This is a genomic window from Promicromonospora sukumoe, from assembly GCF_014137995.1.
Classification (GTDB): Bacteria; Actinomycetota; Actinomycetes; order Actinomycetales; family Cellulomonadaceae; genus Promicromonospora; species Promicromonospora sukumoe.
The window spans coordinates 729,661-756,519 of sequence record NZ_JACGWV010000003.1; the positions used below are offsets into that span (position 1 = coordinate 729,661).

Annotated in this window: 26 protein-coding genes; 11 read left to right on the plus strand and 15 right to left on the minus strand. The window is 72.2% G+C overall.

Annotated elements, in window-relative coordinates; all coding sequences use genetic code 11:
• Positions 1-9 precede the first annotated feature (9 nt).
• Positions 10-906 (plus strand): sulfurtransferase, encoded by an 897-nt coding sequence (locus FHX71_RS27325; protein ID WP_182620605.1) that lies wholly within the window; start codon positions 10-12, stop codon positions 904-906.
• On the opposite strand, the gene FHX71_RS27330 is transcribed toward FHX71_RS27325, so the two are convergent.
• Positions 890-1,612, minus strand: a complete 723-nt coding sequence (locus FHX71_RS27330; RefSeq protein WP_182620606.1) for a hypothetical protein — start codon at positions 1,610-1,612, stop codon at positions 890-892. The genes FHX71_RS27325 and FHX71_RS27330 overlap by 17 nt on opposite strands.
• A 102-nt stretch (positions 1,613-1,714) precedes the next feature.
• A complete protein-coding gene (gene tsaD, locus FHX71_RS27335) occupies positions 1,715-2,758 on the minus strand; it encodes a tRNA (adenosine(37)-N6)-threonylcarbamoyltransferase complex transferase subunit TsaD (RefSeq protein ID WP_182620607.1) in 1,044 nt (347 codons plus the stop codon).
• 122 nt (positions 2,759-2,880) lie between these two features.
• Here tsaD and FHX71_RS27340 point away from each other — a divergent pair, with 122 nt between their 5' ends.
• The gene (locus FHX71_RS27340) at positions 2,881-3,498 is read left to right on the plus strand and encodes a malonic semialdehyde reductase (protein ID WP_182620608.1); all 618 of its coding nucleotides are present in this window, start codon (positions 2,881-2,883) and stop codon (positions 3,496-3,498) included.
• 6 nt (positions 3,499-3,504) lie between these two features.
• On the opposite strand, the gene FHX71_RS27345 is transcribed toward FHX71_RS27340, so the two are convergent.
• Together FHX71_RS27345 and FHX71_RS27350 are read right to left on the minus strand one after the other, a co-directional pair.
• Complete coding sequence (locus FHX71_RS27345; protein ID WP_182620609.1) at positions 3,505-4,680, minus strand: glutamate--cysteine ligase; 1,176 nt, start codon at positions 4,678-4,680, stop codon at positions 3,505-3,507.
• Entirely contained in the window at positions 4,677-5,945 is a 1,269-nt protein-coding gene (locus tag FHX71_RS27350; protein ID WP_182620610.1) for a class I SAM-dependent methyltransferase, read from the minus strand. Before FHX71_RS27350 ends, FHX71_RS27345 begins: the two co-directional genes overlap by 4 nt.
• Positions 5,946-6,279: 334 nt before the next feature.
• Here FHX71_RS27350 and groES point away from each other — a divergent pair, with 334 nt between their 5' ends.
• Positions 6,280-6,576, plus strand: a complete 297-nt coding sequence (gene groES / locus FHX71_RS27355) for a co-chaperone GroES (RefSeq protein ID WP_020016178.1) — start codon at positions 6,280-6,282, stop codon at positions 6,574-6,576.
• 206 nt (positions 6,577-6,782) lie between these two features.
• Here the strand turns inward: groES and FHX71_RS27360 are convergent, their stop codons facing one another.
• A complete protein-coding gene (locus FHX71_RS27360) occupies positions 6,783-7,070 on the minus strand; it encodes a WhiB family transcriptional regulator (RefSeq protein WP_020016179.1) in 288 nt (95 codons plus the stop codon).
• A 191-nt stretch (positions 7,071-7,261) separates the two neighbouring features.
• Between FHX71_RS27360 and FHX71_RS29585 the strand changes: the two genes are divergently transcribed.
• Both FHX71_RS29585 and guaB read left to right on the plus strand, forming a co-directional pair.
• Entirely contained in the window at positions 7,262-8,524 is a 1,263-nt protein-coding gene (locus FHX71_RS29585; RefSeq protein WP_246403567.1) for a MerR family transcriptional regulator, read from the plus strand.
• Between the two features lie 67 nt (positions 8,525-8,591).
• Positions 8,592-10,106: an IMP dehydrogenase gene (guaB, locus tag FHX71_RS27370; RefSeq protein WP_182620611.1), complete on the plus strand. Its 1,515-nt coding sequence runs from the start codon at positions 8,592-8,594 to the stop codon at positions 10,104-10,106.
• Positions 10,107-10,193: 87 nt separating this feature from the next.
• Here guaB and FHX71_RS27375 read toward each other — a convergent pair whose 3' ends face one another.
• Together FHX71_RS27375 and FHX71_RS27380 are read right to left on the minus strand one after the other, a co-directional pair.
• Positions 10,194-11,807, minus strand: coding sequence for a flavin monoamine oxidase family protein (locus tag FHX71_RS27375; protein ID WP_182620612.1), 1,614 nt, complete (start codon positions 11,805-11,807; stop codon positions 10,194-10,196).
• Positions 11,808-12,017: 210 nt separating this feature from the next.
• On the minus strand, positions 12,018-12,740 hold the full coding sequence (locus FHX71_RS27380; protein WP_182620613.1) for an exonuclease domain-containing protein: 723 nt from the start codon (positions 12,738-12,740) through the stop codon (positions 12,018-12,020).
• Between the two features lie 139 nt (positions 12,741-12,879).
• Between FHX71_RS27380 and FHX71_RS27385 the strand changes: the two genes are divergently transcribed.
• The 4 genes from FHX71_RS27385 to FHX71_RS27400 all read left to right on the plus strand — a co-directional run bounded on the left by FHX71_RS27385 (position 12,880) and on the right by FHX71_RS27400 (position 16,779).
• The gene (locus tag FHX71_RS27385; protein WP_182620614.1) at positions 12,880-14,004 is read left to right on the plus strand and encodes a GuaB3 family IMP dehydrogenase-related protein; all 1,125 of its coding nucleotides are present in this window, start codon (positions 12,880-12,882) and stop codon (positions 14,002-14,004) included.
• 5 nt (positions 14,005-14,009) lie between these two features.
• The gene (locus FHX71_RS27390; RefSeq protein WP_312877239.1) at positions 14,010-14,480 is read left to right on the plus strand and encodes a GNAT family acetyltransferase; all 471 of its coding nucleotides are present in this window, start codon (positions 14,010-14,012) and stop codon (positions 14,478-14,480) included.
• Between the two features lie 111 nt (positions 14,481-14,591).
• The gene (locus FHX71_RS27395; RefSeq protein WP_182620615.1) at positions 14,592-16,226 is read left to right on the plus strand and encodes a succinic semialdehyde dehydrogenase; all 1,635 of its coding nucleotides are present in this window, start codon (positions 14,592-14,594) and stop codon (positions 16,224-16,226) included.
• Between the two features lie 70 nt (positions 16,227-16,296).
• Positions 16,297-16,779, plus strand: coding sequence for a hotdog fold domain-containing protein (locus FHX71_RS27400; protein WP_182620616.1), 483 nt, complete (start codon positions 16,297-16,299; stop codon positions 16,777-16,779).
• Positions 16,780-16,863: 84 nt separating this feature from the next.
• On the opposite strand, the gene FHX71_RS27405 is transcribed toward FHX71_RS27400, so the two are convergent.
• Together FHX71_RS27405 and FHX71_RS27410 are read right to left on the minus strand one after the other, a co-directional pair.
• The gene (locus FHX71_RS27405) at positions 16,864-17,487 is read right to left on the minus strand and encodes a SanA/YdcF family protein (RefSeq protein ID WP_182620617.1); all 624 of its coding nucleotides are present in this window, start codon (positions 17,485-17,487) and stop codon (positions 16,864-16,866) included.
• A 155-nt stretch (positions 17,488-17,642) separates the two neighbouring features.
• Complete coding sequence (locus FHX71_RS27410; protein WP_182620618.1) at positions 17,643-18,554, minus strand: DUF4031 domain-containing protein; 912 nt, start codon at positions 18,552-18,554, stop codon at positions 17,643-17,645.
• Between the two features lie 227 nt (positions 18,555-18,781).
• On the opposite strand from FHX71_RS27410, the gene FHX71_RS27415 reads away from it, so the two are divergent.
• Complete coding sequence (locus FHX71_RS27415; RefSeq protein ID WP_182620619.1) at positions 18,782-19,177, plus strand: hypothetical protein; 396 nt, start codon at positions 18,782-18,784, stop codon at positions 19,175-19,177.
• A 16-nt stretch (positions 19,178-19,193) separates the two neighbouring features.
• Here the strand turns inward: FHX71_RS27415 and FHX71_RS27420 are convergent, their stop codons facing one another.
• Genes FHX71_RS27420 through FHX71_RS27435 form a run of 4 tightly spaced genes read right to left on the minus strand, consistent with a single transcriptional unit; the run spans position 19,194 to position 22,865 of the window.
• Complete coding sequence (locus FHX71_RS27420) at positions 19,194-20,630, minus strand: DUF2252 domain-containing protein (protein WP_220490493.1); 1,437 nt, start codon at positions 20,628-20,630, stop codon at positions 19,194-19,196.
• An 11-nt stretch (positions 20,631-20,641) separates the two neighbouring features.
• Positions 20,642-21,112 carry a GNAT family N-acetyltransferase gene (locus tag FHX71_RS27425; protein WP_182620620.1) on the minus strand — a complete coding sequence of 157 codons (471 nt, stop codon included), beginning with the start codon at positions 21,110-21,112 and terminating at the stop codon, positions 20,642-20,644.
• On the minus strand, positions 21,109-21,774 hold the full coding sequence (locus tag FHX71_RS27430) for an NADPH-dependent F420 reductase (RefSeq protein ID WP_182620621.1): 666 nt from the start codon (positions 21,772-21,774) through the stop codon (positions 21,109-21,111). Before FHX71_RS27430 ends, FHX71_RS27425 begins: the two co-directional genes overlap by 4 nt.
• The gene (locus tag FHX71_RS27435) at positions 21,774-22,865 is read right to left on the minus strand and encodes an LLM class flavin-dependent oxidoreductase (protein WP_182620622.1); all 1,092 of its coding nucleotides are present in this window, start codon (positions 22,863-22,865) and stop codon (positions 21,774-21,776) included. Before FHX71_RS27435 ends, FHX71_RS27430 begins: the two co-directional genes overlap by 1 nt.
• 64 nt (positions 22,866-22,929) lie before the next feature.
• Here FHX71_RS27435 and FHX71_RS27440 point away from each other — a divergent pair, with 64 nt between their 5' ends.
• Positions 22,930-23,451, plus strand: a complete 522-nt coding sequence (locus tag FHX71_RS27440; RefSeq protein WP_182620623.1) for a MarR family winged helix-turn-helix transcriptional regulator — start codon at positions 22,930-22,932, stop codon at positions 23,449-23,451.
• Here the strand turns inward: FHX71_RS27440 and FHX71_RS27445 are convergent.
• Positions 23,448-24,692, minus strand: a complete 1,245-nt coding sequence (locus FHX71_RS27445; protein ID WP_182620624.1) for an acetate/propionate family kinase — start codon at positions 24,690-24,692, stop codon at positions 23,448-23,450. The two genes, FHX71_RS27440 and FHX71_RS27445, sit on opposite strands and share 4 nt — an antisense overlap.
• Entirely contained in the window at positions 24,689-26,842 is a 2,154-nt protein-coding gene (pta, locus tag FHX71_RS27450) for a phosphate acetyltransferase (protein ID WP_312877240.1), read from the minus strand. The genes FHX71_RS27445 and pta overlap by 4 nt, the downstream gene beginning before the upstream one ends.
• Positions 26,843-26,859 lie beyond the last annotated feature (17 nt).

Genomic DNA, 26,859 nt, shown 5'->3' on the forward strand with positions numbered 1-26,859 from the left:
TACCACGGCATGAGGGAACGAGTTCTGGTCGACGCCACGACGCTGGCGGCCGACCTGCAGGTCGGCGCCGGCCCTGACCCGGTCGAGGGGCGCCCCGTCGTGCTCGACGTCCGCTGGGCGCTCGGCATGACCGACGGCCACGACCAGTACCGCGCCGGGCACCTCCCGGGCGCCGTGTACGTGGACCTGGAGACCGAGCTGGCCGCGCACGCGTCGCCCGCCGAGGGGCGGCACCCGCTGCCGTCGGCGTCGGCGTTCCAGGAGGCCGCGCGCCGCTGGGGCGTCTCGGCGGGCTCGCGCGTCGTCGTCTACGACTCCGTCGGCGGCACGTCCGCCGCCCGCGCCTGGTGGCTGCTCCGGTACTTCGGCGTGGACGAGGTGCGCATCCTCGACGGCGGCCTCGCCGCCTGGACCGCGGAGGGGCTCGCCGTCGAACCCGGTGACGTCACGCCCGAGCCGGGCGACGTCGTCGTGCGGCCCGGCGGGATGCCCGTCGTCGACGCCGACGGCGCGGCCGAGCTGGCCGACGGCGCCGGCGTGCTCCTGGACGCCCGCGCGGCCGAGCGGTACCGCGGCGAGGTGGAGCCCGTCGACCCGCAGGCCGGGCACGTGCCGGGCGCCGTCAGCGCGCCGACCGTCGAGAACCTGGGCCCCGACGGCCGGTTCCTGCCGACCGGGGACCTGCGGCGGCGGTTCGGGGCGCTGGGGGTCTCGACAGGCTCGACCAGCGGTGGTTCCGGCGTCGTCGGGGTGTACTGCGGATCGGGCGTCACGGCGGCGCACCAGGTCGCGGCACTGGCGATCGCCGGCGTCGACGCGGTGCTGTACCCGGGCTCGTGGTCGCAGTGGTCGAACGACCCCGCGCGGCCGGTCGCGGTGGGCCGATCCGTCAGGGCGTCGGGCTGACCTCGTTGAGCACGAGGATCTTCTGCCACACCTTGCGGGCCATGCCGAGCGTCAGCGACTCGATGGTCGAGACCGTGTTCAGCACGATGTCGTCCTGCGACTCCTCGGCGCACAGCGCCGCCGCCTTGCCCACGATCGACAGCAGCTCGGTGCAGTACTCCAGGTAGTACTCGATCTGCTCCGGCGTCAGGTCGACGTCGTTGTTCTCCGACTCGCCCGCGAACGCGTCTCGCAGGATCTCCGGCTCCTTGGTGAGCTGGTGCATGTCGATGATGTGCGCCAGGGAGCGCAGCCGGTGCAGCTTGGCGAGCAGGTCGGAGCGCTGCACCCGCTGCGGCACCGAGTGCAGCACCACGACGGCGACGGCGACGAACACGATGTCGTTGACCGCGCTCTCGATGAGCGGCAGCCAGTCGAGGCCGTTGTCCGGCGCCTCGGTGCCGGCGGCCTCGACGGCGAAGCCGAACGCGACCAGCGCCACGAGCACCACGAGGGCGATCAGGACGCGCGAACCGGCCTGCACCAGACGGCTACGCCGTCGGGTCCCGGCGGAGGTGTCCCTGACCTGCTCGGTCAGGGCCACGAGCTCCTGGGCCACGAGGTGGATGCCGCGGTCGGGGAACCGCGCGCCGATGCGGTCGCGCAGCCGCCGGGCCGTGTCGATGACGGGGACGGGCTCGAGCTTCTCCAGTGTTCTGACCCACACGGGAGGCAGCGTAGAGCCCCCAGCCCCGTTGAGTGCGGGATATTCGCCCTTTTCAGCGCGTCAGTAGGGCGAAAATCCCGCACTCAGCGAGGCCGGGGTGGGTCAGACGGTGATCGTGGTGAGCGGCATGGACGAGTCGACCGGGATGTCCAGGTTGCTCGGGGCCACCCCGGCGCGGACGACGGCGGAGCCGAGCGCCGCGATCATCGCGCCGTTGTCGGTGCAGTACCGGATCGGCGGGATGCGCAGGTCGATCCCGGCCTCGGCGCAGCGCTTGGCCGCCATCTCGCGGAGCTGGCTGTTGGCGGAGAACCCGCCGCCGACCACGAGCGTGTCGACGCCGTGCTTGTGGCAGGCCGCGATCGTCTTGGCGGTCAGCACGTCGGCGACGGCCTCGGCGAACGACGCCGCGACGTCGTGCACGGGGATCTCCTGGCCGGCGTCCGTGCGGGCCTCGACCCAGCGGGCCACCGCCGTCTTGAGGCCGGAGAACGAGAAGTCGTAGGCGTGCTTGGCCTGGTCCTTCGCCGCCGTGAGGCCGCGGGGGAACCGGATCGCCGTGGGGTCGCCCTCGCGCGCGAGGCGGTCGATGTGCGGGCCGCCGGGGTAGGGGAGGCCCAGCAGGCGGCCGACCTTGTCGAAGGCCTCGCCCGCGGCGTCGTCCAGGGTGGAGCCGAGCTCGGTGACGTCCGTGGCGATGTCGTCGACCAGCAGCAGCGAGCTGTGGCCGCCGCTGACCACGAGCGCCATCGCCCGCTCCGGCAGCGGGCCGTCCACGAGCTGGTCCACGCACGCGTGGCCGATCACGTGGTTCACGCCGTACAGCGGCTTGTTCAGGCCGATGGACAGGGCCTTCGCCGCGGACGCGCCGATCGTGAGCGGCCCGACGAGGCCGGGGCCGGCGGTGACCGCGATCGCGTCGACCTCGGACAGGTCGACGTCGGCCTCGCCCAGGGCCTTCTGGATCGTGGGGATCATCGCCTCGAGGTGGGCGCGGCTGGCGACCTCCGGGATGATGCCGCCGTAGCGAGCGTGCTCCTCCATCGAGCTGGCCACCGCGTCGACCAGCAGGTCGTTTCCGCGGACCAGCGCGACGCCGGTCTCGTCGCAGGAGGTCTCGATACCGAGCACCAGTGGATCTGCCATGTGCTCCAGCCTAGTTCTTCGGGGCCGATGGGCGTGGAACCGTGGCGGTGTGACGCGCCGACGTGCGCGACGTCACGGTTGAATCTGGAACTATCGCTCGGGGCAACCTTGTTGTCGCGCGTATGACCGACACCGTTCTTGAGGCTCCCGTCCTCGCCATCGACGACGCCACCGCCGACCGCCTGTTCCGCACCGCGCGGACCGTGACGACCTTCGCCGAGGCGGAGGTGACCGACGAGCAGCTCGCCGCCGTCTACGACCTCGTCAAGTGGGGCCCGACGGCGATGAACACCAGCCCGCTGCGCATGCTCGTGGTCCGCACGCCGGAGGCCCGGCAGCGCCTCGTCGAGCGTGTCCCGGAGGGCAACCGGGAGCGCGTCGCCAACGCCCCCGTCACCCTCGTGCTCGCGTACGACACCGACTTCCACGAGCACATGGACGTCCTGATGCCGCACAACCCGGGCGCGCGCGACATGTTCGCCGGCGACGCCGGGGCGCGCGCCGAGATGGCCCGCACCAGCGCCCTGCTCCAGGCCGGCTACCTGATCGTCGGCCTGCGGGCCGCGGGCCTGGCCGCCGGCCCCATGCACGGGACCTACGACCAGATCGACGCCGAGTTCTTCGCCGAGAACGGCTGGAAGGGCTTCCTCGTCGTCAACGTCAGCGTGGCCGACGGCGCCGACACCACCCGCCCCCGCGCCCCGCGCCTGGGCTTCGACGACGCCGCGCAGGTCATCTGACGCGGGTCAGCCGGGCAGCGGCCTCCCCGCCCGCATCTCCGCCATCATGGCGCGCGCCACGGGCACCAGGTCGCCGTCGTGCGCCGCGGCGACCCGCTCCTGCCGCAGGTAGGACGGCCCGGTGACCAGGATGTCCCGCACCCCGGCCAGCTCCGCCGCACAGCCCAGGCGGTGCGCGACCGGCTCCAGCTCCACGAGCAGCTTGCCGATCGCGTCGACGACCGGCCCCTGGTTGCCGTGCGCGTCGAGGATCACCGTGGCGTCCAGCCCGTAGCGGGCCGAGCGGAACTTGTTCTCGGCCACGTACCAGGGCGGTAGCTCGACCAGGTCCCGGCCCTGGTCGAGCTGTGTGGACAGGTGCTCCACGAGGCAGTGCACCAGCGCGCCGAGCGCGAGGGCCTCCGTGAGGTTGGTCGGCCCGTCGCAGACCCGCACCTCGAGCGTGCCGAACGTCGGCGACGGCCGGATGTCCCAGTGCACCTCGTTGAACGCCTCGACCGCGCCGATGTGCAGCATGTCGCCCGCGTACGCCTCCAGCTCCTCCCAGGTGCGGAACGCGACCGGCAGGCCGGAGCTCGGGATCTGCTGGAACAGCAGCGACCGGTTCGAGGCGTACCCCGAGTGCTCGCCCGCCCAGTACGGCGAGCCGGCCGACAGGGCCTGCAGGTGCGGGAAGTACTTGAGCATGCCCCGCATCAGCGGCAGCGCCTTGTCCCGGTGCTCGATGCCGACGTGGACGTGCAGCCCCCAGATGATCAGCTGCGCGCCCCACACCCCGGTGCGCTCGCGGATGCGGGCGTACCGCTCCTTCTCGCCGATCTCCTGGTCGGCGGCCCGCGCGAACGGGTGCGTGCCGCCCCCGATGAGGTCGAGGCCGAGGGGATCGGTCACCGACCGCACGCGGTCGAGCGCGGTGGTGAGGTCGGCGCCGGCCTCGGCCACGGTCCGGCCCACGCCGCTGACCAGCTCGATGGTGTTCTTCATGTACTCGCCCGTGACGTGCGGGGCGAGGCCCCCGGGGCCGTTCCGCTGGTTGCCGCCGTCGCGCGCGAGCGCCTCAAGCACCTCCGGACCTGCCTGGCACAGGTCGGCGGTGCCGGGCTCCACGAGCCCGATCTCCCACTCGAGCCCCACGGTCGACCGCGGGGACTCGCCGAAGCCGAGCCTGGCCGGCGAGCTCATACGGCTCCCAGGGGTTCGACGAGGAGCACCTGTTGGTTGCCTGACACACGGGTGAGCACGATCGTCGCCTCCTCGGTTCCGGTGAGCACGAGCTGCTTGCGAAGTTGTTCGGGCACGACGGCGGTGCCCCGCTTCTTGATCGTGATGCGGCCGACGTTCCGGTCGCGGAGGTAGGACTTGAGCCGCTTCAGGCCGAACGGCATCGTGTCGAGCACCCGGTAGCCGGTGGCGACCGGCGCCGGCGCGCCCGCGGCGTCGACGGGCCTGGCGGACGGGAGTGCGGCGGCCTCGTCGGTGGTGACGTAGGCGATGGTCGGGTCCACGAGGCGCCCGCCCAGCTCGGCGGCCGCCTCGCCCACGAGCCCCGCGCGGATGACGGCGCCGTCGGGCTCGTAGAGGTACTGCCCGACGGGGCCGACGTCGGGCTCCACGCCCGTGCCGCGCACGGTGCGGCTGAGGGTGTGCTCCTTGCCGTCGTCGTCGGTGAAGGTGCGCAGGACGAGCGCCGAGCGCCCGGGGCCGTCGGGCGCGAGCGGGCCGAACCACAGCCCGACCTCGACCACGTCGCCGTTGACGGAGACCCACTGCGTCTCGGCGTCGTCGGGCAGGCCCTCGTGCGCGATGCCCGGCCCCACCTTGATGCCGACGGCGGGCACGGTCTCGCGCAGGGCCCACACGGCGTCGAGCGGCGGCTCGTAGGCCCGCGGGTCGAAGATGCGGCGGCTGCGGCCGCCCTGCCCGCCGCGCACGCGCCGGGCGGGATCGGCGTAGACACCCTCGATGCCCTCGGCGCGCAGGTCGAGCGAGAGGCCGTCGGCGTGCCGCACGTCCGCCTCGGGGAAGTGGCGCAGGTTCCACCGCGCGATGGCGGCGGTGCACTCGTCGAGGTCGGTGGCGACGACGCGGAGCCCCGTCCCGGCGAACGCGAGCGAGTCGGCGCCGATCCCGCAGGTGAGGTCGGCGAGGGCCGTGACGCCCGCGTCGAGGTACCGCCGGGCGTGCAGCGCCGCGACGAGCAGCCGCGTGGCCTGCTCCAGGCCGTGCGCGGTGAAGAGCATCCCGTCGGCGAAGTCACCGAACTTGGCCCGCGCCCGGGCGCGCAGCCGGGACTGGGTGACCACGGCGGCCGCGAGGTCCGCCGGGACGCCTTGCGAGCGCAGGGTCGTCACCGTCTTCATGGCGTCGCGCTCGTCGTACGGCGGGAGAGCCGCAAGCAGAGCCCAGCCGTCGGAGCTGAGGAGTTTGCTCAGAATCGCCGCATCCATGGGAAGATCTTTCCACGTTTGTCCAGGTCGTGACGAGTAGCCCGACGGAACCTTTTGGCCGAGATGGCGAGATTTCGACGTTCGGACGGCATGTCGCTCGTGCGGCGTGTGAGCCACTCCACGCGATTGGCACTCGCCTTGACCGAGTGCTAATGCCGACCTAGATTTGGGGTTGTTCATCGCCGCGGATCTCGGTAACGGGGCCTCGCGGCGGAGGACCCAGACGTTCGTGCCCGCCGGCACCCGCGACGACGGCGGACCGTCGAACGTTCGAGCCCCTTAAGTCAACCACGCAGCTGATCAGTCGATCCGCTCACGAAAGAGGAGGTCCGACGTGTCGGTCCCCATCAAGCCGCTCGAGGACCGGATCGTCGTCAAGGCTCTCGAAGCCGAGACCACGACCGCTTCCGGCCTGGTCATCCCGGACACCGCCAAGGAGAAGCCCCAGGAGGGCGAGGTCCTGGCCGTGGGTCAGGGCCGCATCGACGACAACGGCAACCGTGTGCCGCTGGACGTCGCCGTCGGTGACAAGGTGATCTACTCCAAGTACGGCGGTACCGAGGTCAAGTACGCGGGCGAGGAGTACCTGGTGCTCTCGACCCGCGACGTCCTCGCGGTGGTCGTGGGCTGATCCCAGCCCACGTCAGACAGACGAAGGCCCCGCACCGTCCGGTGCGGGGCCTTCGCTTCGTCCACGTCGCGCGCCGACGTGTTCCGCCGCGTCACCGCGGGCTGGCGGCTCGGCGGGGATGCCGCTGCCTCGGCGTCGAGGAGGGCATGCGTCAGACGGGCATGACGCGCTACGCGTCAGAAGTTGTGCAGCGGGTGCGCAACGGGTCAGGCGGAGACGGACTTGCCGGCGAGGATCGCCGAGCGCTCGTCCTCGCTGAGCCCGCCCCACACGCCGTACGGCTCGCGCACGCGGAGCGACTGCTCGCGGCACTGCATCATCACGGGGCAGGAGCGGCAGATCGCCTTGGCGGCCTCGGCGCGCCGGCGGCGGGTCGACCCGCGCTCACCCTCGGGGTGGAAGAAGAGGGTGTCGTCCGCGTCGCGGCACGCGCCCTGGTACTGCCATTCCCACAGTTCCATCACAGGACCGGGAAGCCTCGAGATCTCCGTCATGGCGAACAACCTACAAGTTGTGCAGAAGTTGTTCAAGGGGCAATTTCGCGCCATGCGGACTGAATCGGGTCAGCGGGAAGCCGGTCGGCACTGACCTGCTTTGTATGTATGTGAACCGAAATCCACCTAGATCGGCGGCACGCCGGGTTTCGCAGTGGCGCGGAGACCGCCGGGTCGGCAGAATCGAGTCCATGACTTCTTCGCGACCCGCCCAGAACTCGGGCGGGTCACGTACATCCAGCCCCGGACTGGCTGTCGCCGCCGTCGCGCGGCGCCTCGGGGTCGCTCCCGCGACCCTGCGTACCTGGGACCGGCGGTACGGCCTCGGCCCGTCGGGCCGCACCGCTGGATCACACCGCCGCTACACGCCGGACGACGTCGCCCGGCTCCTCGTGATGCGCCGGCTGACCCTCGAGGGCGTGGCCCCGGTCGACGCCGCCCGTGCCGCCGTCGAGGCGGGGGACGCGGAGCTCGAGGTCGCCACCCGGACCGCTCCGGCGCTGCCCGCGGTGCAGGTCGAGGGCGAGGCGGACGACGCCGACGAGGACTTCGAGGAGCAGTTCCTCGGCACCGTCGAGGTGCCGGACGACGAGGCCGACGACGAGCTCGACGACGAGACCGACGACCCCCTGGCCGCCGACACGGACGAGGACGACGACCCCGCGCCGGCGCCGGGCGGCGAGCGGGCCGAGGAACCCCGCGGCCGTGCCCGTCTGCGCGCCCTGCCCGGCGGCGCCACCGGCGGCGGGGCCCCGGCCTCGCCCGGCGGCCCACGGTCGGCCGCCTCCCCGGCGCCGACGTCGGGACGGGTGTCCGCCCTGGTCGACGCCGCCCTCGCGTACAGCCGGACCGCCTGCGACAACCTGCTCGTGCTCGGCCCGGACGGCGACCCCGCCACCTGGTGGACCGAGCTCGTCGAGCCGGCCTGGCTCCGGCTGTCCGAGCGGACGGTCCTCGCGGGCCCGGGCGAGATGCCCGAGGTGGTGCTGGCGACGTCCGCCCTGCGCGCGCTCCGCCACTACATCGAGGAGTTCGAGCGGGTCATGGTCGAGGCGGGCGGCCCGCCGGCCAACCACCCGAGCCGGATGCGCAAGATCGTCCTGGTGTTCGCCGCCCCCGACGAGGTCGTGCCGCTCTCGGCGCACGCGCTCGCCGCGGCGCTGGCCGCCCAGGGCTCGATGGCGCGCATCGTCACCGGTCCCGCGAGCACCCACCGCTCGGTCGAGCTGGTCACCATGGTCCGCCCGACGGCGGTCGTGCTGGCGACCACGCAAAACAAGCCGGACCTCGACGTCGTGCACGCGGTGAACGAGAGCTACCCGGAGCTGCCGATCTTCGTGGGCCTGCGGGCCGACGCCGCCGCCACCGAGCTGCCCTTCGGGCCGACGGTGCAGCGGGTGCGCTCGTTCACCGGCCTGCTGCACGAGGTGCTCGCCGTCATCAAGGCGAGGTGACGCACGCCTCGGGCCGGTACCACTGCCCGGCCGAGATCTGCGGTCGCGGCGGCCGTAGACTTGCTGCATGACGGACCAGACCTCGCCGGGCGACCCGTTCGGTTTCCTCGGGCTCACCTATGACGACGTCCTGCTGCTGCCGGGTTACTCCGACCTGGCGCCGTCGGACATCGACACGACGTCTCGCCTGACGCGCGAGATCTCGCTCAAGATCCCGCTGATCTCAGCGGCGATGGACACGGTCACCGAGTCGGCCATGGCGATCGCCATGGCGCGTCAGGGTGGCCTCGGCGTACTGCACCGCAACCTCTCGATCGAGGACCAGGCGACCCAGGTCGACCTCGTGAAGCGGACGCAGACCGGCATCATCACGAACCCCGTCACGATCGGCCCGGACGCCACGCTCGAGGAGCTCGACACCCTCGCGGGCCAGTTCCGGATCTCGGGCTTCCCGGTCGTCGACACCGAGAACAAGCTGATCGGCATGGTCACCAACCGCGACCTGCGCTTCACGCCCGTCGCCGAGTGGGCCACCACCAAGGTGGACGAGGTGATGACGCCGCAGCCGCTGATCACCGGCCCGTCCGGCATCTCGCGGGACGACGCCACGCTGCTGCTGCGCAAGCACAAGCTGGAGCGCCTGCCGCTGATCGACCCCGACGGCCGCATCACGGGGCTCATCACGGTCAAGGACTTCGTGAAGTCCGAGCAGTTCCCGAACTCGTCCAAGGACAGCCAGGGCCGCCTCATGGTCGGCGCCGCGATCGGCTACTTCGGTGACGCGTGGCAGCGTGCCACCGCCCTGATCGACGCCGGCGTGGACGTGCTCGTGGCCGACACCGCGCACGGCAACGTGCGCATGCTGATCGAGATGGTCAAGCGCCTCAAGACCGACCCCGCCACCAAGGACGTCCAGGTCATCGGCGGCAACGTCGCCACGCGCCAGGGCGCGCAGGCGTTCGTCGACGCCGGGGCCGACGCCGTGAAGGTCGGCGTCGGACCGGGCTCCATCTGCACCACCCGCGTCGTGACCGGCGTCGGCGTGCCGCAGATCACCGCGGTCTACGAGGCGTCGCTCGCCTGCAAGCCGGCGGGCGTGCCCGTCATCGCCGACGGCGGCCTCAAGCACTCGGGCGAGATCGGCAAGGCCATCGTGGCCGGCGCCGAGTCCGTGATGCTGGGCTCGCTGTTCGCGGGCTGCGAGGAGACCCCGGGCGACCTGGTGCTCGTCAACGGCAAGCAGTTCAAGACCTACCGCGGCATGGGCTCGATGGGCGCCATGTCCTCGCGCGGCAAGAAGTCCTACTCCAAGGACCGGTACTTCCAGGCCGAGGTCACCAGCGACGACAAGATCGTGCCCGAGGGCATCGAGGGCCAGGTCGCCTACAAGGGCCCGCTGGCCACCGTGGCGCACCAGCTCATCGGCGGTCTGCACCAGACGATGTTCTACACCGGTGCGCGGACCGTCCCCGAGCTGCAGGCCGAGGGCCGGTTCGTCCGCATCACGTCGGCGTCGCTCAAGGAGAGCCACCCGCACGACGTGCAGATGACGGTCGAGGCGCCGAACTACAGCGGCTTCTGACTCTTCCGTCGAACCCGCACCACGTGTCAGACCCACAGGTCACCCGAGTGACCTGTGGGTCTGACACGTTGGGGGGTCGATGCCAGGTCAGCTCGACATGACGCGCTGGTGCAGGGCCTGCACCGCGTAGCGGGCCGACCAGAACGCGCCGTGCTGCCACGCGGAGACCTCGGACATCCAGTCGCCCGCGAAGTACACGTTGCCCGCGCCCTCCTGCAGCAGCCGGAAACCGGCCGACGAGGTGTTCGGGTAGGCCCAGGCACCCTCGATGTAGGGCACCTTGTGCCACGCGATGGAGAACGAGCTCTCCAGCTCGGTGCGGTACTTCTCCCCGTGGATCTTCACGCCCTGCTCGACGGCGCGCAGCTCGCGCTGCTTCGGTGCCAGGTCGGCGTACGTGCGGGCATTGGTGCCGGTGTTGTAGTAGCCGACGACCAGGCCCTTCCGCTCGCCGTACCCGTACGACGGGTACCAGACGTGGGCGAGGTCCATGTCGGTCTCGGTGATCCCGCCGAAGATCCGGTGGTCGTCCTCCCAGAACCTCGACCGGTACTGCAGGCCGATCTTGCCCGCGGGGGAGCCGACCGAGAACTCGCCGAGGGCGGCGTCGACCGCCGGACCCCAGTTGGTGTCCCAGCGGCGCATGAGGCCGGCGGGCGCCGCGACCACCGCGAAGTCCGCCTCGACCTGGCGCGGCCGGCCGTTCTTCGGCGTGTAGGTGACCCTGACCCCGCGGCTCGTGTTCTCGACGCCGGTGACGGGCGACTCGAAGTGCACGTTCTGGTTGCCGATGGCCCGCACCAGGTACTTGTAGGTCGTGTCCATGCCGCCCTTGGGCTGGAACATGAGCATCGACTGCTCCCAGTTGATCTCGAACGGGAAGTACTGGCCCACCTTCGAGGCCAGCACCTCGGAGACCGTGCCCGGGCCGGGCAGGGGCGTGCCGTGCTCGTTCCACGCCGAGGGGTAGACCTCGTAGCCGCGGTTGCTGCCGCCGGTGTACGTGCCGTCGGACTTGAGCGAGCCCCAGCTGCGCAGGAAGGTGCGCAGGTTCTCCTTGTCCGCGGCGGTCAGCTTCTGGTCCAGCGCGCCCTGGTCGGCGGCGTGCTGCAGCAGCTCGGAGGTGTACCCGAAGACGTCCGCCTTGGCGGTCCGGTAGCGGACGGGGTTCCCCGGCGTCGCGCCGGACCGCTCGTTGTAGAGGTAGGCGTCGGCGTTCGCGTTCGTGAAGACCTCGTAGGGCACACCGAGCTCGCGGATGTAGTCGAGGGTGACCATCCACTGCGCGATCCGGCCCGCGCCGGCGTTCATGTAGACGCCGTCGGCGAACCGGGCGGTCTGCCGCACGCCGTCGAGGTCGGTCTCGCTGTCCCCGCCGCGGATCGTCAGGGTGCGGCCGCCGGGGCGGTGCCGGGCTTCGAGCACCGTCACCCGGTAGCCGGCCTTCTGCAGCTCGTAGGCGGTCGCGAGGCCCGCCGGGCCCGCCCCGACGACGACGACCTTCTTCGCGGAGCGGCCCGTCAGCGAGAAGTCGCTGCCCCGCGGGGGCACCCAGGACTCGGCTCGTGGCTGGGCGGCGGCGGTGGGGGCCAGGCCCATCGCCCCCATGGTGGCGAACATGACGCCGGCGCTGGAACCCGCGCCGACGGCCTGCAGGAAGTTGCGGCGGGAGACGCCGGAGGTGCTCTTCTCGGTGACCACGGTCCCTACCCCTCGTGTCGACAGGTCTGACGGACCGCTGAGCCTGGTCGGGAGGCCAGGAGCCGCCGTCAGCACCGTGCCGGACGCTAGGGAGCGCAGGTCACCGCGGAGAGTCGCCGCCGTTTCTGCGCAGTTGCCCTTGGTAACCATGTCGTTTCGGGCCGTTCCCGGTGGTCACCGCGGGGCTGCGCCGGGTCGGCGACGCTGCGGTCAGCCGCCGGAGGCGTGCTGCACCGGCCACGCGCCGGACGCGTCGGGGCCGGTCAGGCCCTGCTCGCGGCGCCACGCGTTGAAGCTGACGGCCCACTGGCGGTGCGCGCCGATCTGCTGCTGGTGCAGGTCCGCCAGGGACATGCGCTCCAGCTGCGGGAACCGCCGGGCCAGCGCCTCCAGCACGTCGAGCGTGGCGAGCACGTCGACCTCGGCCGTGTGCAGGTCGCCGTCGGAGGTGACGCCGTACCACTGCGAGAGGTCGCCGAGGCGCCGCTTGCCGGGCCGGTACCGGTCCAGCCAGCGGTCGATGACCAGCGGGTCCACGACCGGCTCGACCGCACGGCCCAGCCGCTGCGGCAGGGTCTTGAGCCCGTGGCGCTGCAGCTCGGCGTCGAGCAGCGAGAGGTCGAAGGCTGCGTTGTAGGCGACCACGGGCACGCCCTCGGCGAGCTGCTCGGCGAGGGCGGCGGCGATCTCCTCCAGCGCCTCCAGCGGCGCCACGCCGTGGGCGCGCGCGTGCTCGGTGGAGATGCCGTGGATCGCGGCGGCCTCCTCCGGGATCTCCACACCCGGGTCCATCAGCCAGGTGCGGACCTCGGTGCCCGTTCCGGGCGTGCGCAGCACGAGGGCTGCCGTGACGATGCGGTCGCCCGTGACGTCGACCCCTGTGGTCTCGGTGTCGAAGCCCAGCAGCGGCCTCTGGATCCAGGTCTCGTTCATGATGTCCTCCCTGCTCGGCCGGGTTTCCCGGTGCGTCCAGGGAGAACCCTGCCACCGGTCACTGACACTGTGGTTCGTGCCACCCCGCACATCACGAGACGCTGCGCGCCGTGTCGGCTGCGATGGGTAGGCTTGCCGGGTGAGCAACGAGATCGAGATCGGACGCGGCAAGCGTGGGCGACGCGCCTATTCCTTCGACGACATCGCGGTGGTGCCGTCCCGTCGCACCCGCGACCCGAAGGACGTCTCGGTCGGCTGGCAGATCGACGCGTACCACTTCGACCTGCCGATCCTCGCGGCCCCCATGGACTCGGTGATGAGCCCCGACAGCGCCGTCGCGCTGGGCCGCTTCGGCGGGCTGGGCGTGCTCGACCTCGAGGGCCTGTGGACCCGCTACGAGTCGCCCGAGACCCTGCTCGCCGAGATCGCGGCCCTGCCGGTCGACGAGGCGACGCACCGGATGCAGGAGATCTACTCCGAGCCGATCAAGCCGGAGCTCATCACGCAGCGCCTCAAGGAGATCCGGGCCGCGGGCGTCACCGTCGCCGGCGCGCTCACCCCGCAGCGCACGCAGGAGTTCTACAAGACGGTGGTCGACGCCGGCGTCGACCTGTTCGTCATCCGCGGCACCACGGTCTCGGCGGAGCACGTCTCGGGCAACGCCGAGCCGCTGAACCTCAAGCGCTTCATCTACGAGCTCGACGTGCCCGTCGTCGTCGGCGGGGCCTCGACGTACACCGCGGCCCTGCACCTGATGCGCACGGGCGCCGCGGGCGTGCTGGTCGGCTTCGGCGGCGGCGCCGCGCACACCACGCGCGTCAGCCTCGGCATCCACGCGCCCATGGCCACGTCGGTGGCCGACGTCGCCGCGGCGCGCCGCGACTACCTCGACGAGTCGGGCGGCCGCTACGTGCACGTGATCGCCGACGGCGGCGTGGGGCACTCCGGGGACATCGTCAAGGCCGTGGCCTGCGGCGCCGATGCCGTCATGCTCGGCGCGGCGCTCGCCCGGGCCGACGAGGCGCCCGGCAGGGGCTTCCACTGGGGCCCCGAGGCGCACCACCCGCAGCTTCCCCGCGGCGAGCGCGTCGAGGTGGGCACGGTCGGCACGCTGGAGGAGATCCTCTTCGGGCCGGGCAAGCAGGCCGACGGCACCCTCAACCTCGTGGGTGCCCTGCGCCGCGCCATGGCCACGACCGGCTACTCCGACCTGAAGGAGTTCCAGCGGGTCGAGGTCGTCGTGTCGCCGTACCAGCCTCGGTGACGCCCGTGACCAGCGGTGAGCCGCTCGCCCCGGTCCTGGCCGCGGCGCCCGTGGCCGACGGCGAGTTCGTCGAGGTCACGGACGCCGACGTCGACCAAGTGGTTGAGCTGTGGCGCGAGTGCGGCCTGACCCGGCCGTGGAACGACCCGCACCTCGACATCGCCGACGCCCGCGCGGGCAGCACCTCGACGGTGCTGGTGGCGCGGGCTGACGGCCGGGTGGCGGCGTCCGCGATGGCCGGGCTCGACGGGCACCGCGGCTGGCTGTACTACGTGGCGGTCGCACCCGGGCTGCAGGGCACGGGTCTGGGCCGGGCGGCCGTCGTCGCGGCCGAGGCGTGGCTCGTGGCGCGCGGCGCCCGCAAGATCCAGCTCATGGTGCGGACGACGAACACGGACGTGCTGGGGTTCTACCAGGAGCTCGGCTACGCCGACCAGGAGTGCACGGTGCTCGGCCGCTGGGTCGAGTCGAACTAGCACCTGCGGCGGTCCCGTGCGAGGTCAGAGCCCTGCGGCTACCCGCTATGAAAGCCAGTTTCACACATCTATCAATACGTGGTGCAGGGTTTTGCGCGTAGGGTGGCCGCCATGATCGACGACACAGCAGCCGACGCGGCCGCGAGCGGCGCCGTCGGCGGGGTGCTCGACCCCGAGCACCCGCAGGGAACCTTCGTTCTCGAACCTGGCGTGATGGCACCGCTCGTGGCCCGGATCGCGACCTCCGAGGGGTCGGGTACGCACCGCTCGATGTGCCCGTTCACGGGCGCGCCGCTGGTGACCTTCCCGGTCTCCTCGGCCGACGACGTGGCGGCCAGTGTCGTCAGAGCCCGCGTCGCCCAACGCACCTGGGCGCGGCTCCCGGTGCGCGACCGCGCCGGTGTGCTCCAGCGGCTCGGCCGGATCGTCCTGGAGCGCCAGTCCGAGGCGCTCGACCTGATCCAGCTCGAGACCGGCAAGTCGCGCCGCGCGGCGTTCGAGGAGATCGCGGACATCGCGCAGGTCGCCCGCCACTACGCCGTCCGCGGCGAGCGCTACCTGGCGTCGCGCCGGGTCGGGGGCATGGTCCCGCTGCTCGCGGGCGTGCAGGTGCACCGCCGGCCCGTCGGCGTCGTCGGTGCGATCTCGCCCTGGAACTACCCGCTGGTGCTCGCGCTCTCGGAGGCGCTGCCCGCTCTCCTGGCCGGTAACGCCGTGGTGCTCAAGCCGGACCCGCAGACCACGCTGACCGCCCTGTGGGCGGCGGAGGCCCTGGACGACGCCGGCCTGCCCGCCGGTCTGTTCCAGGTGGTCGCCGGCGGGCCCGACGCGGGGGAGGCGCTGATCGAGCACGTCGACCACGTCGCGTTCACCGGGTCGACCGCCACCGGCCGCAAGGTCGCGGCCCGCGCCGGCGAGCGGCTCATCGGGGCCACGCTGGAGCTGGGCGGCAAGAACGCGCTGTACGTGGCGGAGGACGTCGACGTCGACGCCGTCGTGCCCGGCATCGTTCGGGCCTGCTTCTCGAACGCGGGCCAGCTGTGCGTCTCCGTCGAACGGCTCGTGGTGCACGAGGCGATCGCGGACGAGTTCGTGGCGAAGTTCGTGCGCGCCGTCCGGAACCTGCGGCTCAGCCCGGCCCTGGACTACTCGGCCGACATCGGCTCGCTCACCTCCGCCGCGCAGCTCGACAAGGTGACCGCCCACGTCGACGACGCCCTGGCGCGGGGCGCCCGCGTGCTCGCCGGCGGTGTGCACCGTGCCGACGTCGGCCCCTACTTCTACGCCCCGACCGTGCTCGACGACGTCCCGGCGCAGGCCGTCGTGGCGCGCGAGGAGACGTTCGGGCCGGTCGTCACGATCACGCGGGTCGACTGCGACGAGGACGCCGTCACCGTCATCAACGACACCCCGTACGGGCTGCACGCCGCCGTCTGGTCCCGCGACGTCCCCCGGGCGCGGCGCGTGGCCGCGCGCATCGAGACCGGGTCGGTCGCGATCAACGACGGGTACACGATGACCTGGGGCTCCGTCTCCGCGCCGATCGGCGGCTGGAAGGCCTCGGGGCTCGGCGGGCGGCACGGGGCGGCGTCGATCACGGGGCTCACGCGGCAGCAGACCGTGGTCACGTCGCGCGGCACCCGGATCGGGGCCACGCTCGACAACCTGTACGGCCTGGGCGGGGACACCCCGAGCAGGGTGCTCACGACGGCGCTGGGGGTCATGCGCAAGCTGCGCATGTCGTGAGGCCGGCGCGGTGGCCGTACGGTCGTCGAAGGAGTGAACGGCCGTCACCGGGGCGAGTACGCTCACCCGCATGACGACGCAGCTCCACGCCTTCTGGAAGTCCGCCAACTCGCTCCCGGTGATCGGCGGGCTGCTCGGCAAGCGGATCTTCAGCGTGGCCTACAGCCTCAAGGCGCCGTACTTCGGCACCATCGCGCCGCGCGTGGTGGACATGCGCCCCAACTACGGCGAGGTGGTCGTGCCCAACCGGTGGCGCAACCGCAACCACATCGGCACGGTGCACGCGATCGCCGTCTGCAACGGGCTGGAGATGGCGATGGGCTCGCTCGCCGAGGCCAGCGTGCCCGACGACAAGCGCTGGCTGCCCAAGGGCATGGAGGTGTCCTACCTCGCCAAGTCGACCGGCGACGTCACCTGCGTGGCCGAGACGGACCAGGCGCAGTGGGACGGCGACGACAAGGACCTGCCCGTGCGGGTACGCGGGGTGCTGGCGGACGGGACCGTGGTGGTCGAGGGCACGATCCACCTGTGGGTCACGCCGAAGAAGCGCTGACCTGTCAGACGGTCCCGCACGTGTCAGACCCACAGGTCCCTTGGGTGACCTGTACGTCTGACACGTCGCTGAGTGTCTGACAGGTCAGGAGGGGCGGCGTCGCGCGACGGAGCGGACGGCGGCCTTCCAGCTCGCGGGCAGCTCGCGCACATGCCACCAGGCCCACTGCGCCGGCCGGGCGCTGGCGGCGCTGACGCCGACGCCGACGGCGTCGAGCCCGGCCTCCACACAGGAGTAGAGGGTGCGGCGCAGGTGGTAGTCCTGCGTGACGACGACGGCGGTGCGGACGTCGTACAGGTCGTACGCGCGGCGGCAGGTGGCCGTGGTGTTGAAGCCCTCGCGGTCCAGCACGATCGCGTCGTCGGGGACGCCGAGGTCGTTGTCCAGGAGCCAGGCGCGCATCGAGCCGGGCTCGTCGTAGCGGGTGCCGTCGGGGTTGTCGTGGGCGTCGCCGCTCAGGATCACCGTGGGCGCGACGCCGGCGCGGTACAGCTCGGCGCCGCCCTCGACGCGGCGGCGCAGGTAGGTCGACGGCGTGCCGTCGGTGCGGAGGCCGGCGCCGAGCACGATGACGGCGTCGGCCTTCTCGATCTCGCTGGCGTCGCCGCGGACCCGGGCGTTCCCGGTGGCCTGGACGGCGACGACGGGGACGGTGAAGGCGACGGCGAGCACGCCCGCGACGATCGCGGCGACCTTGAGGGGAGTCACGACGGGAACGGTACCTGGTCCGGCGGGGGTGCTGGCGCGGGTTGGCTTCGCCTGTTGGTGAGTGGTCGGCAGAATGTCAGGTGGTCGGCACCCCGGACTACCGATCACCTGACATTCTGCCGACCACCCTGATCCGCCCTCCCGCAGCAGAACGGTCAGGGGGTCAGCAGGGTCAGTTCTGTGCGGAGGTTGGACTCGGCCGCCGTCTGCCAGCGAGTGGTGCCCGCGGCGGTGCGGAACAGGGGGCCGCCGGACAGGAGGGTGCGGAGCACCTCGGAGCGGCCGGCGCGGAACAGCGGGTCGGGCACGTCGCAGTACTCGGCCCTGACCTGGTGCGTGTACCGCGTGTAGACGACGGGGCTGCCGCCCAGCACGGCCAGGTCGGCGTCGCTGACCAGGCCGCCGACGACGTCGTCGGGCGCCGGGTCGTGATCGGCGGTGACCATGACGAGGCGTGCCGTCTCGTCGATGTCCTCGCTGGTGACGCCGGCCCCGGAGAGCGGCCCGAGCAGCTCCCCGACGAGCTCCGCGGACCGCTCCTCGTCCTGCTGCGCCACGCCGTCGTGCACCGCGTCGTGGAACCAGAGCGCGAGGCGCGCGCGCCAGAGCTCGCGCTCGGCGACGCCGCTCTCGCCCGCGACGACGTCGAACGCGTCCAGGGCCGCCGCCAGGTGGAACGTCGTGTGGTAGACCCGGTGCGGCTCGCGCCAGCGGTCGACCAGGTCCTCGCCAGCGCCGCGAGCCGCGATCGGGTCGGCCCATAGCGTGTCCCAGCCGGTCAGGAGCGCGGCGCGCTTGGCGCGGTTCCGCTCGGCGCCCGAGACGCGCAGACCGGAGCCGGCCAGCCGCCGGGCCAGGTTGCCGCCGTCGACGGGCACCGCGCCCGCTGCCACGAGGTCGTCGTACCGCTCGGCAGGGACGTCGTAGTGGTCGAGGTCGAGCGCGCGGTCGGGCACGCCGGCCGCGCGGGCGAAGAGGCGGAGCTCCTGCAGCGACCCGTCCGAGACCAGGTGGGAGAAGAGCGTCCCGTGCGCGGGCCAGGCCGGCGGGTCGATGAAGAGGGTCACGGGGTGAGGCTAGCGCTCCTTGGAGGGCGGGACGGTCCACGGGCGCAGCGGCTGATGCGGGTGATCTTCTGGGGGAAGGCCCGCTAGACGGCCGATCTGGTGATCGTCATGCCTGTCGACCCCTTATGGTCCTCCAGGCCAGTGCTGGCCCGCGACATCCACACCCACATCCACGACAAGGAACCACTGTGTCTGACGAAATCGTCGGCGTTGTCATCATCGTTCTCATGATCGCTCTCGCCGGTGTCGTGACGCAGTGGATCTTCAGGCGGCAGGCGGCGAGGCGCGCAGGCTCGGGAACCGTGGAGATCGTCGTCTGGGCGCGCTCCGGGAAGGTTCCCGGGCTGGCGCGGCAGAAGAAGTGGGTCAAGGCCAAGGTCAGCGCCGACGAGTCCGGCCGTCTGGTGTGGGTCAAGCCAGCGGGCGAGCCGCTGGCCCTGACCCTGCGCAGCCGCGAGTCCCGCCCGCGCAACAAGACCGACCTCTTCTTCCTGGACCCGGGTACTCCCGTCTGGGAGGCCGTCACGGCCGACGGCCAGGAGCTCGGCATCGTGATCCCGCACGCCCGCGAGCACGCGTTCGTCGAGCAGCTTCCGGTCGCGGAGCCCGCGCCTCAGCCGTAGCCGAGGCGCAGGGCACCTACCAGCCCCGCTCGGCCGCCTCCACCTCGCCGTCGGCAACAGCCGCGACCAGGTCCGCGTGGTCCGCACTTGTCTGGGCCGCGTACGCCCGGGCGTAGCCGAGGATGCCGGCCGCGAACGCCTCGCCCTTGCCGATGTACGCGGCGATGGCCTCGGGGTCACCGCTGCGCGCGTGCGACTTGGCCAGCGCGTGCCCGCACACCGCGGCGAACTGGGGCAGGTACCCCGCGATCTCGGTGCCGCTCGGGATGATCTTCATGTCGCGGTACTGGCGCACGTAGTAGTCCGTGCCGTCGACGCGCGTGTAGCCCAGGAAGATGTCGCTCGCCGACTGCATCAGGCGCTGCCCGACGACGACACGCTCGCCGTGGTTCTCGAACTCGCTCGGGCCGAGGAACTCCTCGTACACCGACGCCGTCGCCTGCTTGATCTGCGAGAACACCGGCTGCTGACCGCTGTCGCCCTCCAGCAGGTGCAGCCAGACGCGCATGCCGACGCTGCCCACGCCGACGATCTGCCGTACCGAGTCGACCCGCGTGAACCGCTCGACGAGCCGCCGCAGGTGCGCGGGGATCGACGCGAGGTACGTGTCGTACACCTGCTCGTAGGCGCGGATGCGCTCCTCGTGGCTCATGCCCTCGTCGACGCGCTTCATCGGGTCGAGGGTGATGCGGCGCACGCCGTCCTGCTCGGAGACGAGCCGCTGCGCGACGCCGTGGTGCGTGCGCTTCCGCGCCTGCTTCTCGATCGTGCGGGCGGCCGCCTCCGCGAACTCCGACGTGAGGTCGCGGAGCGGCACGTCGGAGGTGATCCGGTCGTACCAGACGTCCAGCTCGCCCATCTCGGCATAGCGCCGCATCGCGTCGCGGTACCCCGCCACCGCAGCCGCTGCCGCGTCCTGGGCGCACGCGTCGCCGAGCCGCTCCGTACCGGCGAGCACGTTGATGCTGGTCGCGAGCCGCTTCAGGTCCCACTCGAAGGGGCCCGGCAGCGTCTCGTCGAAGTCGCGCACGTCGAACAGGAACTGACGCTCCGGGGAGGCCCACAGCCCGAAGTTGAGCACGTGCGCGTCACCGCACATCTGCACGGTCAGCCCCGAGTGCGGCGCCGCCGCGAGATCGGCCGCCATGACGGCGGCAGCGCCGCGCAGGTACGCCCACGGCGACGACGCCATGCGGGCGTACCGCAGCGGCAGCAGCGCCTGGTCACGCACGGGCTCCTGCGCGCGCAGGCGGTCGAGCGCCCGCACCTCGCGCGCCTCGGCGCTCCAGTGCGCTGCGGCCCGGCGCGGTGCGCGCCGGCGGGCCCAGCGGCCGTCGTCGGCGTTCGCACTGACCCGGCCCGACGCGCGGACGCGCGGGCCCGTCGGTTCAAGGGCCGACGGCGAAGCCTCGTCCGGGCGGGACTCGACCGTGTCCGCGGAGACGTCGCTCATCGCCGCCTCCCTCACTCGCTCGCCCGGTTCGCCCGGCGAGCCTCCCTCGCCGCCGCGCGCTGCTCCTTCACGGCCTGGGTGACCTGTGCGATGTCGTCCCTGGCGGGCTGCCGGAACACGCCGCCCGCCGCCACGTACTCGTCGCCGTGCTTCTCCAGGTGCGCCGCGAACAGCGGGCACACCGGGACGACGACGATGTTCTTGCGGATGCTGTCGGCGAGGGCCTCGCGCACCAGGATGCCCGCGAGGCCGCGCCCGCCGTACTCCTCGTCGACCTCGGTGTGGAAGAAGACCCGGTCGCCGCCGGCCTCGCCGGCACCGCCGCCTCCGGCGGCGCCGTCGTCCCCGGAACCACCCGCGGCCCCGTCCACGAAGTCGGCCCGACCGACCACGGGCCCGTCGTCGACCTGCACGGCGTACGCGCCGATCGGACCACCCGTGTTCAGCGTGACGGTGACGGGGGCACCGGTCCTGTCCTTCATGAGGCCTCCAGAACGGTCGTTGTTGCGGGGGTATCCGTGAGCGTACGCAGTTCGTCCAGGCCGACGTTCGCGCCGAACGCCGGGGTGCCGGGCTCCAGCCGGGCGCCCGCCTCGAGGTCACCAATCACGAGCGGGTCGAACCCGAGCGCGTCGATCACGCCGGCAACGACCGAGAGGTCGTCGGGGGAGTCCCCGGCGAGCGCGATGGCCTTGCGCCCGACGGCGCCCGCGGGGCGGGAACCGTCCTCCAGGTCGTGATAGCCCATGTGGTTGAAGGCCTTCACGACCCGCGCGCCCGGCAGGAGCCGCGCCACGAACTCGCTCGACGAGAGGTCGCGCGGGACGATCCCGTCGCGCGGGCCGTCGACCTCCCACCAGTGGTTCATGGCGTCGACGACGAGCCTGCCCTCCAGTTCCGCGACCGGCAGCCCGTCGTGCTTGCCGAGCGGGAGCGCCAGGACGACGACGTCGGCCGCCGCGGCCTCGGCGGGCCACACCGCCGTCGCGCCGGGGGTGAGCACCTCGATGGTCAGCGCGATCTTCTCGGGATCGCCCGACCCCGAGATCAGCACGCGGTAGCCGGCGGCGACGGCCAGCCGCGCCAGGACGGTGCCGACCTTGCCGGCCCCGAGAATGCCGATCGTCGTGCCGGCTGGAGCCATCACAACGTCCCGACCGTGCTCGGCTGCTCGGCGAGCAGCTCGCGCACCCGCGGGATGACCTCGGTGCCGTACAGCTCGACCGAGCGCAGCCGCGCGTCGGCCGACACCGCGCCGGCCGAGGAGTAGATCATGTCGAACCGGCCGACATCCAGGACGCGGATCGCCCGCGCCATCTTGCGCGCGACCGTCTCGACCGACCCGACGTACAGGGAGCCCTGCTCCACGTCGGCGTCGAACTCGTCCTTGCGCAGGGGAGGCCAGCCGCGCAGGGCGCCGATGCGGTCGCGGATCTCGCGGTAGCCGGGGTAGAACAGCTCCTTCGCCTCCTCGTCCGTGGCGGCGACGAAGCCCGGGGAGTGCATGCCGACCGGCTGCGGCGTGGTGCCGAGCTTCTCGTGCGCCCGCCGGTACAACTCCACGTACTGCGCGAACCGGTCGGGCGGCCCGCCGATGATCGCGAGCATCAGACCGAACCCGTAGTAGGCGGTGCGGAGCACCGACTGCGGCGTCCCGCCCACGCCCACCCAGGTCTTGAGCCGCCCGGACTCGGTCTTCGGGAAGACGTCGGCGTTCTGGAGGGACGCGCGCATCGTGCCCTCCCAGGTGACCGGCTTCTCGTCGAGGAGGTGGCTGAAGAGGTCGATCTTCTCCTCGAACAGGGTGTCGTAGTCCTTCAGGTCGTACCCGAACAGCGGGAACGACTCGGTGAAGGAGCCGCGCCCGAGGATCACCTCGGCGCGTCCGTTCGAGAGCGCGTCGACGGTCGCGAACCGCTGGAAGACCCGGACCGGGTCGTCCGACGACAGCACCGTCACGCCCGACGCGAGCTTGATGCGCTTCGTCGCCGTGGCGATGCCGGCGAGGACCGTCTCCGGGGTGGAGATCGCGTACTCGGGGCGGTGGTGCTCGCCCAGCGCGATGACGTCGATGCCCACCTGATCCGCCAGGACCGCCTCGGCGACGACGGCCCGGATCGCCTCCGCGTGCGAGACGAGGTCGCCGTCCGCGTTGCGCGGCAGGTCGCCGAAGCTGTCGATACCGAACTCGATCTGCGAGACATCCACCGTGACCAGCCCCTTCAGGGTGCTCATTTGATTGACACGTGAATCATCTCGCCATATAGTTCACATGTCAACTACTCATGGAGGAGGGTCGATGACGACGTCGAAGCGCCGCAGGATTCCCACGCGCCGCGAGCTCGACATCTGGCGGGGGCACATCGAGACCTACGACATCCTGCGCAACCGCGTCGAGACGCGCCTGCACCGCGACTCGCAGCTCTCCACCGGCGACTACCGGGTGCTGCTCGCGCTGAGCGAGGCGGAGGACCACACACTCCGTTCGTCCACGCTCGCCGCGCACATCGAGTGGGAGCGCAGCCGGCTGTCCGGCCACCTGGGCCGCATGGAGAAGCGCGGGCTGGTGCGGCGCGAGCCGTGCGCCGAGGACGCCCGTGGGTCGCAGGTCGTGCTCACCGAGGAGGGCGCGCGCGCGTTCCACGCGAGCACCGTCCCGCACCTCCAGGCGATCAAGGAGATCTTCGTCGACGCGTTCACCGACGAGCAGCTCGACGTCCTGGGCGAGGCGACGACGGCGCTGCGCGCGCACCTCGGGCTTCCCCCGGTCGTTCCTGGCGGGAAGAGCCCGAGGCCCGAGAACCGGACGAGCGAGGCCTAGTCGGCCGCGACCAGGTCCGCGGCGAACCGCGCGATCGCCAGCTCCTCGTTGGTGGGGACGACCATGACGAGGGGGGTCCCGACTGGCGAGGTCTCGACAGGCTCGACCAGCGGCGAGGCCGAGATCACCCGCGCCTCGCCCGACGGCGCCTCGTTGGCCGCCGGGTCGATCGCAAGCCCCAGGAACCCCAGGTCCCGCACCACGCCGGACCGGATGGTGTAGTCGTTCTCGCCGACCCCCGCGGTGAACGTCAGCACGTCGATGCCGCCGAGCACCGCCGCGTACGCGCCCACGTACTTGCGCAGCCGGTGCAGGTAGACGTCGCGGGCCAGGCGCGCGTCGGCGTCGCCCGCGGCGACGAGCCCGCGCAGCTCGCGCATATCGCTCACGCCGGACAGGCCCAGCACGCCGGACTTCTTGTTGAGCAGCGTGTCGACGTCGGCGCCGGACAGCCCGCCGCGCATCAGGTGGAAGACGACGCCGGGGTCGACGTCGCCGGAGCGCGTGCCCATGACCAGCCCTTCGAGCGGCGTCAGGCCCATCGAGGTGTCCACGGGCCTCCCGCCCAGGACCGCCGACGCCGACGCGCCGTTGCCCAGGTGGAGCACCACCTGCCGCAGCGTCTCGGGCCCGCGCCCCTCGGCCGCGAGCTTGGCGACGACGGCGGGGTGCGCGGCGACCGCCGTCGACACGAACTGGTGTGACGTGCCGTGGAAGCCGTACCGCCGCACCCCGTGCTCCGCGGCGATCTTGCGGTCCAGCGCGTAGGTCGAGGCGGCGGCCGGAAGCGATGCGAAGAACGCGGTGTCGAACACCGCGACGTGCGGCACGTGCAGCAGCTCGCGCGCCACCTCGATGCCGGTCACGTTGGCCGGGTTGTGCAGCGGCGCCAGCGGGATGAGGTCCCGGATGCCGGCCACGACGTCGTCGTCGACCAGGGTGGGCGCCGAGAAGATCTCGCCGCCGTGGACGACGCGATGCCCGACGGCGATCACGTCGGCGTCCGCGAGCTTGGGGCCCACCTCGTCGAACATGCCCTTGACCACGCGCAGCGCCTCGCCGTGGTCGGGCACGTCGAGGTCGCGGACGACCTTCTCGCCGCCCGTCTCGTGCTTGACCGTGCCCGAGGACTGGCCGATCCGGTCGACCATGCCGCCCGCGACGGCGTCGCCCGACTCGGGGTCGACGAGCTGGTACTTCAGCGACGAGGAACCGGAGTTGAGGACGAGGACGGTGCTCATGCGTTCGGCTCCTTGGTCTCGACAGGCTCGACCCGCGACGCGTCAGGCTCGACCCGCGAGGACGTCTGCGCCTGGATGGCGGTGATCGCCACGGTGTTCACGATGTCCTGCACCAGCGCCCCGCGCGAGAGGTCGTTGACCGGCTTGTTCAGGCCCTGCAGCACCGGCCCGACGGCGACCGCGCCCGCCGAGCGCTGCACCGCCTTGTAGGTGTTGTTGCCCGTGTTCAGGTCGGGGAAGACGAACACCGTGGCGCGCCCGGCGACGTCGGACCCGGGCAGCTTGGACGCCGCGACCGAGGCGTCGACGGCGGCGTCGTACTGGATGGGGCCCTCGACGTCGAGCTCGGGCGTGCGCTCGCGGACCAGGCCCGTGGCGGTGCGCACCTTGTCGACGTCGGCGCCCGTGCCGGACTCGCCCGTCGAGTAGGACAGCATCGCGATGCGCGGCTCGACGCCGAACTGCCGTGCGGTGGCGGCCGAGGAGACGGCGATGTCGGCGAGCTCCTCCGACGTCGGGTCGGGGATGACGGCGCAGTCGCCGTACACGAGCACCCGGTCCTCCAGGCACATGAGGAACACCGAGGACACCGATGACGTGCCGGGCTTGGTCTTGATGATCTCGAACGACGGCCGGATGGTGTGCGCCGTCGAGTGGGCCGCGCCGGAGACCATGCCGTCGGCGAGCCCGAGGTGCACCATCATCGTGCCGAAGTAGGAGACGTCGGTGACGATCTCCCGCGCCCGCTCGACCGTCATGCCCTTGTGGGCGCGCAGCCGTGCGTACTCGGTGGCGAACTTCTCGACGTACTCGGGGTCGTGCGGCGACAGGACGCGCGCGGCCTCGATGTCCAGGCCGAGCTCGGCGGCGCGGGCGCGGATCGGCTCCTCGTCGCCCAGGATCGTCAGGTTCGCGATCTGCCGGGCCAGGACCGTGGAGCCGGCGCGCAGGATGCGGTCGTCGGTGCCCTCCGGGAGCACGATGTGCCGCCGGTCGGCCCGCGCCCGCTCGATGAGCTGGTACTCGAACATCAGCGGCGTGACCACCTGCGGTCGCGGCAGGTCGAGGCGCGCGGCGAGCGCGGCGGAGTCGACGTTCCGCTCGAACAGCGCGCGGGCCGTCTCGACCTTGCGCACCGAGTTCTTGTCCACCCGGCCGCGGGTCGTCGCCGCCGCGCGGGCCGTGCGGTACGTGCCGAGATCGGTGGTGATGATCGGCAGCTTGGGGCGCATCGCCTCCAGGAGCTGCGCGGGACGGCCCTGCGGGTAGAACCCGCCGTTCAGGATCAGCCCCGCCAGCGACGGGAACGACGGCGTCATGTGCGTCGCGAGCAGGCCGATGAGCAGGTCGGTGCGGTCGCCCGGCGTGATCACGACGCCGCCGTCGGTCAGCCGCTCCAGCAGGTGCTCGAAGCTCATGGCCCCCACCTGCACGTCCAGCGCCTCGCGGCCCAGCAGCTCCGGGTCGCCCAGCACGAGCGTGCCGTCCACGGCCTCCAGGAGCTGCCCCACCGTCGGGGCCGTCAGGAACGGCTCCTCGGGGATGGTCCACACGGGCAGGTCGGGCTGCGCCTCGGTCAGCGTCGTCCGGATCTCGCGCGCGCTGTGCGTGTCCGCGCGGTTGACGACCAGGCCGACCGCCTGCGCGTGGTGCGCCGCCAGCTCGGCGAGGCTCACGTCCACGAGCGCGCGAATACCGTCCGCGGTGCGCTCGCGGCCCGACACGACCAGCAGGACCGGCGCGCCCAGGTTCGCGGCGATGCGCGCGTTGAACGAGAGCTCGGTGGGCCCGGCGACGTCGGTGTAGTCGGTGCCGAGGATCACCACCGAGTCGCAGCGCGCCGCCAGGTCGTGGAACCGGGACACGATGCGGCTCAGCGCGTCCTCGGGGTCGTTGTGCAGGTCGGCGTAGGTCACGCCGACGGCGTCGTCGTACGCGATGTCGACGCCGTCGTGCTCCAGGAGGAGCTCCAGCACGTGGTCGCGCTCGTCGCCCGATTCCTCGGTGGCGCTCGCGCGCGAGACGGGCCGGTAGACGCCGACCCGCTGGCCCTTGCGGACCAGCAGGTCGAGGACGCCCAGTGCGACCGTCGACTTTCCGCTCTCGCCCTCCGGGCTCGCGATGACGATGCTGCGGGTTGCGCCGGTCACGTGTCGCTCCGTGTTCA

What these genes read in the sequence shown, in the direction of transcription:
- FHX71_RS27435 (WP_182620622.1), bottom strand. Translation starts at nt 22,865, where the DNA reads ATGAGCACCCTGAAGGGGCTGGTCACGGTGGATGTCTCGCAGATCGAG.
- FHX71_RS27445 (WP_182620624.1), bottom strand. Translation starts at nt 24,692, where the DNA reads ATGAGCACCGTCCTCGTCCTCAACTCCGGTTCCTCGTCGCTGAAGTAC.
- FHX71_RS29585 (WP_246403567.1), top strand. Translation starts at nt 7,262, where the DNA reads ATGACTTCTTCGCGACCCGCCCAGAACTCGGGCGGGTCACGTACATCC.
- FHX71_RS27400 (WP_182620616.1), top strand. Translation starts at nt 16,297, where the DNA reads ATGACGACGCAGCTCCACGCCTTCTGGAAGTCCGCCAACTCGCTCCCG.
- FHX71_RS27325 (WP_182620605.1), top strand. Translation starts at nt 10, where the DNA reads ATGAGGGAACGAGTTCTGGTCGACGCCACGACGCTGGCGGCCGACCTG.
- FHX71_RS27420 (WP_220490493.1), bottom strand. Translation starts at nt 20,630, where the DNA reads ATGAGCGACGTCTCCGCGGACACGGTCGAGTCCCGCCCGGACGAGGCT.
- guaB (WP_182620611.1), top strand. Translation starts at nt 8,592, where the DNA reads ATGACGGACCAGACCTCGCCGGGCGACCCGTTCGGTTTCCTCGGGCTC.
- FHX71_RS27440 (WP_182620623.1), top strand. Translation starts at nt 22,930, where the DNA reads ATGACGACGTCGAAGCGCCGCAGGATTCCCACGCGCCGCGAGCTCGAC.
- FHX71_RS27430 (WP_182620621.1), bottom strand. Translation starts at nt 21,774, where the DNA reads ATGGCTCCAGCCGGCACGACGATCGGCATTCTCGGGGCCGGCAAGGTC.
- FHX71_RS27415 (WP_182620619.1), top strand. Translation starts at nt 18,782, where the DNA reads ATGATCGCTCTCGCCGGTGTCGTGACGCAGTGGATCTTCAGGCGGCAG.
- FHX71_RS27350 (WP_182620610.1), bottom strand. Translation starts at nt 5,945, where the DNA reads ATGGATGCGGCGATTCTGAGCAAACTCCTCAGCTCCGACGGCTGGGCT.
- FHX71_RS27425 (WP_182620620.1), bottom strand. Translation starts at nt 21,112, where the DNA reads ATGAAGGACAGGACCGGTGCCCCCGTCACCGTCACGCTGAACACGGGT.
- FHX71_RS27380 (WP_182620613.1), bottom strand. Translation starts at nt 12,740, where the DNA reads ATGAACGAGACCTGGATCCAGAGGCCGCTGCTGGGCTTCGACACCGAG.
- FHX71_RS27360 (WP_020016179.1), bottom strand. Translation starts at nt 7,070, where the DNA reads ATGACGGAGATCTCGAGGCTTCCCGGTCCTGTGATGGAACTGTGGGAA.
- FHX71_RS27340 (WP_182620608.1), top strand. Translation starts at nt 2,881, where the DNA reads ATGACCGACACCGTTCTTGAGGCTCCCGTCCTCGCCATCGACGACGCC.
- tsaD (WP_182620607.1), bottom strand. Translation starts at nt 2,758, where the DNA reads ATGGCAGATCCACTGGTGCTCGGTATCGAGACCTCCTGCGACGAGACC.
- FHX71_RS27395 (WP_182620615.1), top strand. Translation starts at nt 14,592, where the DNA reads ATGATCGACGACACAGCAGCCGACGCGGCCGCGAGCGGCGCCGTCGGC.
- FHX71_RS27345 (WP_182620609.1), bottom strand. Translation starts at nt 4,680, where the DNA reads ATGAGCTCGCCGGCCAGGCTCGGCTTCGGCGAGTCCCCGCGGTCGACC.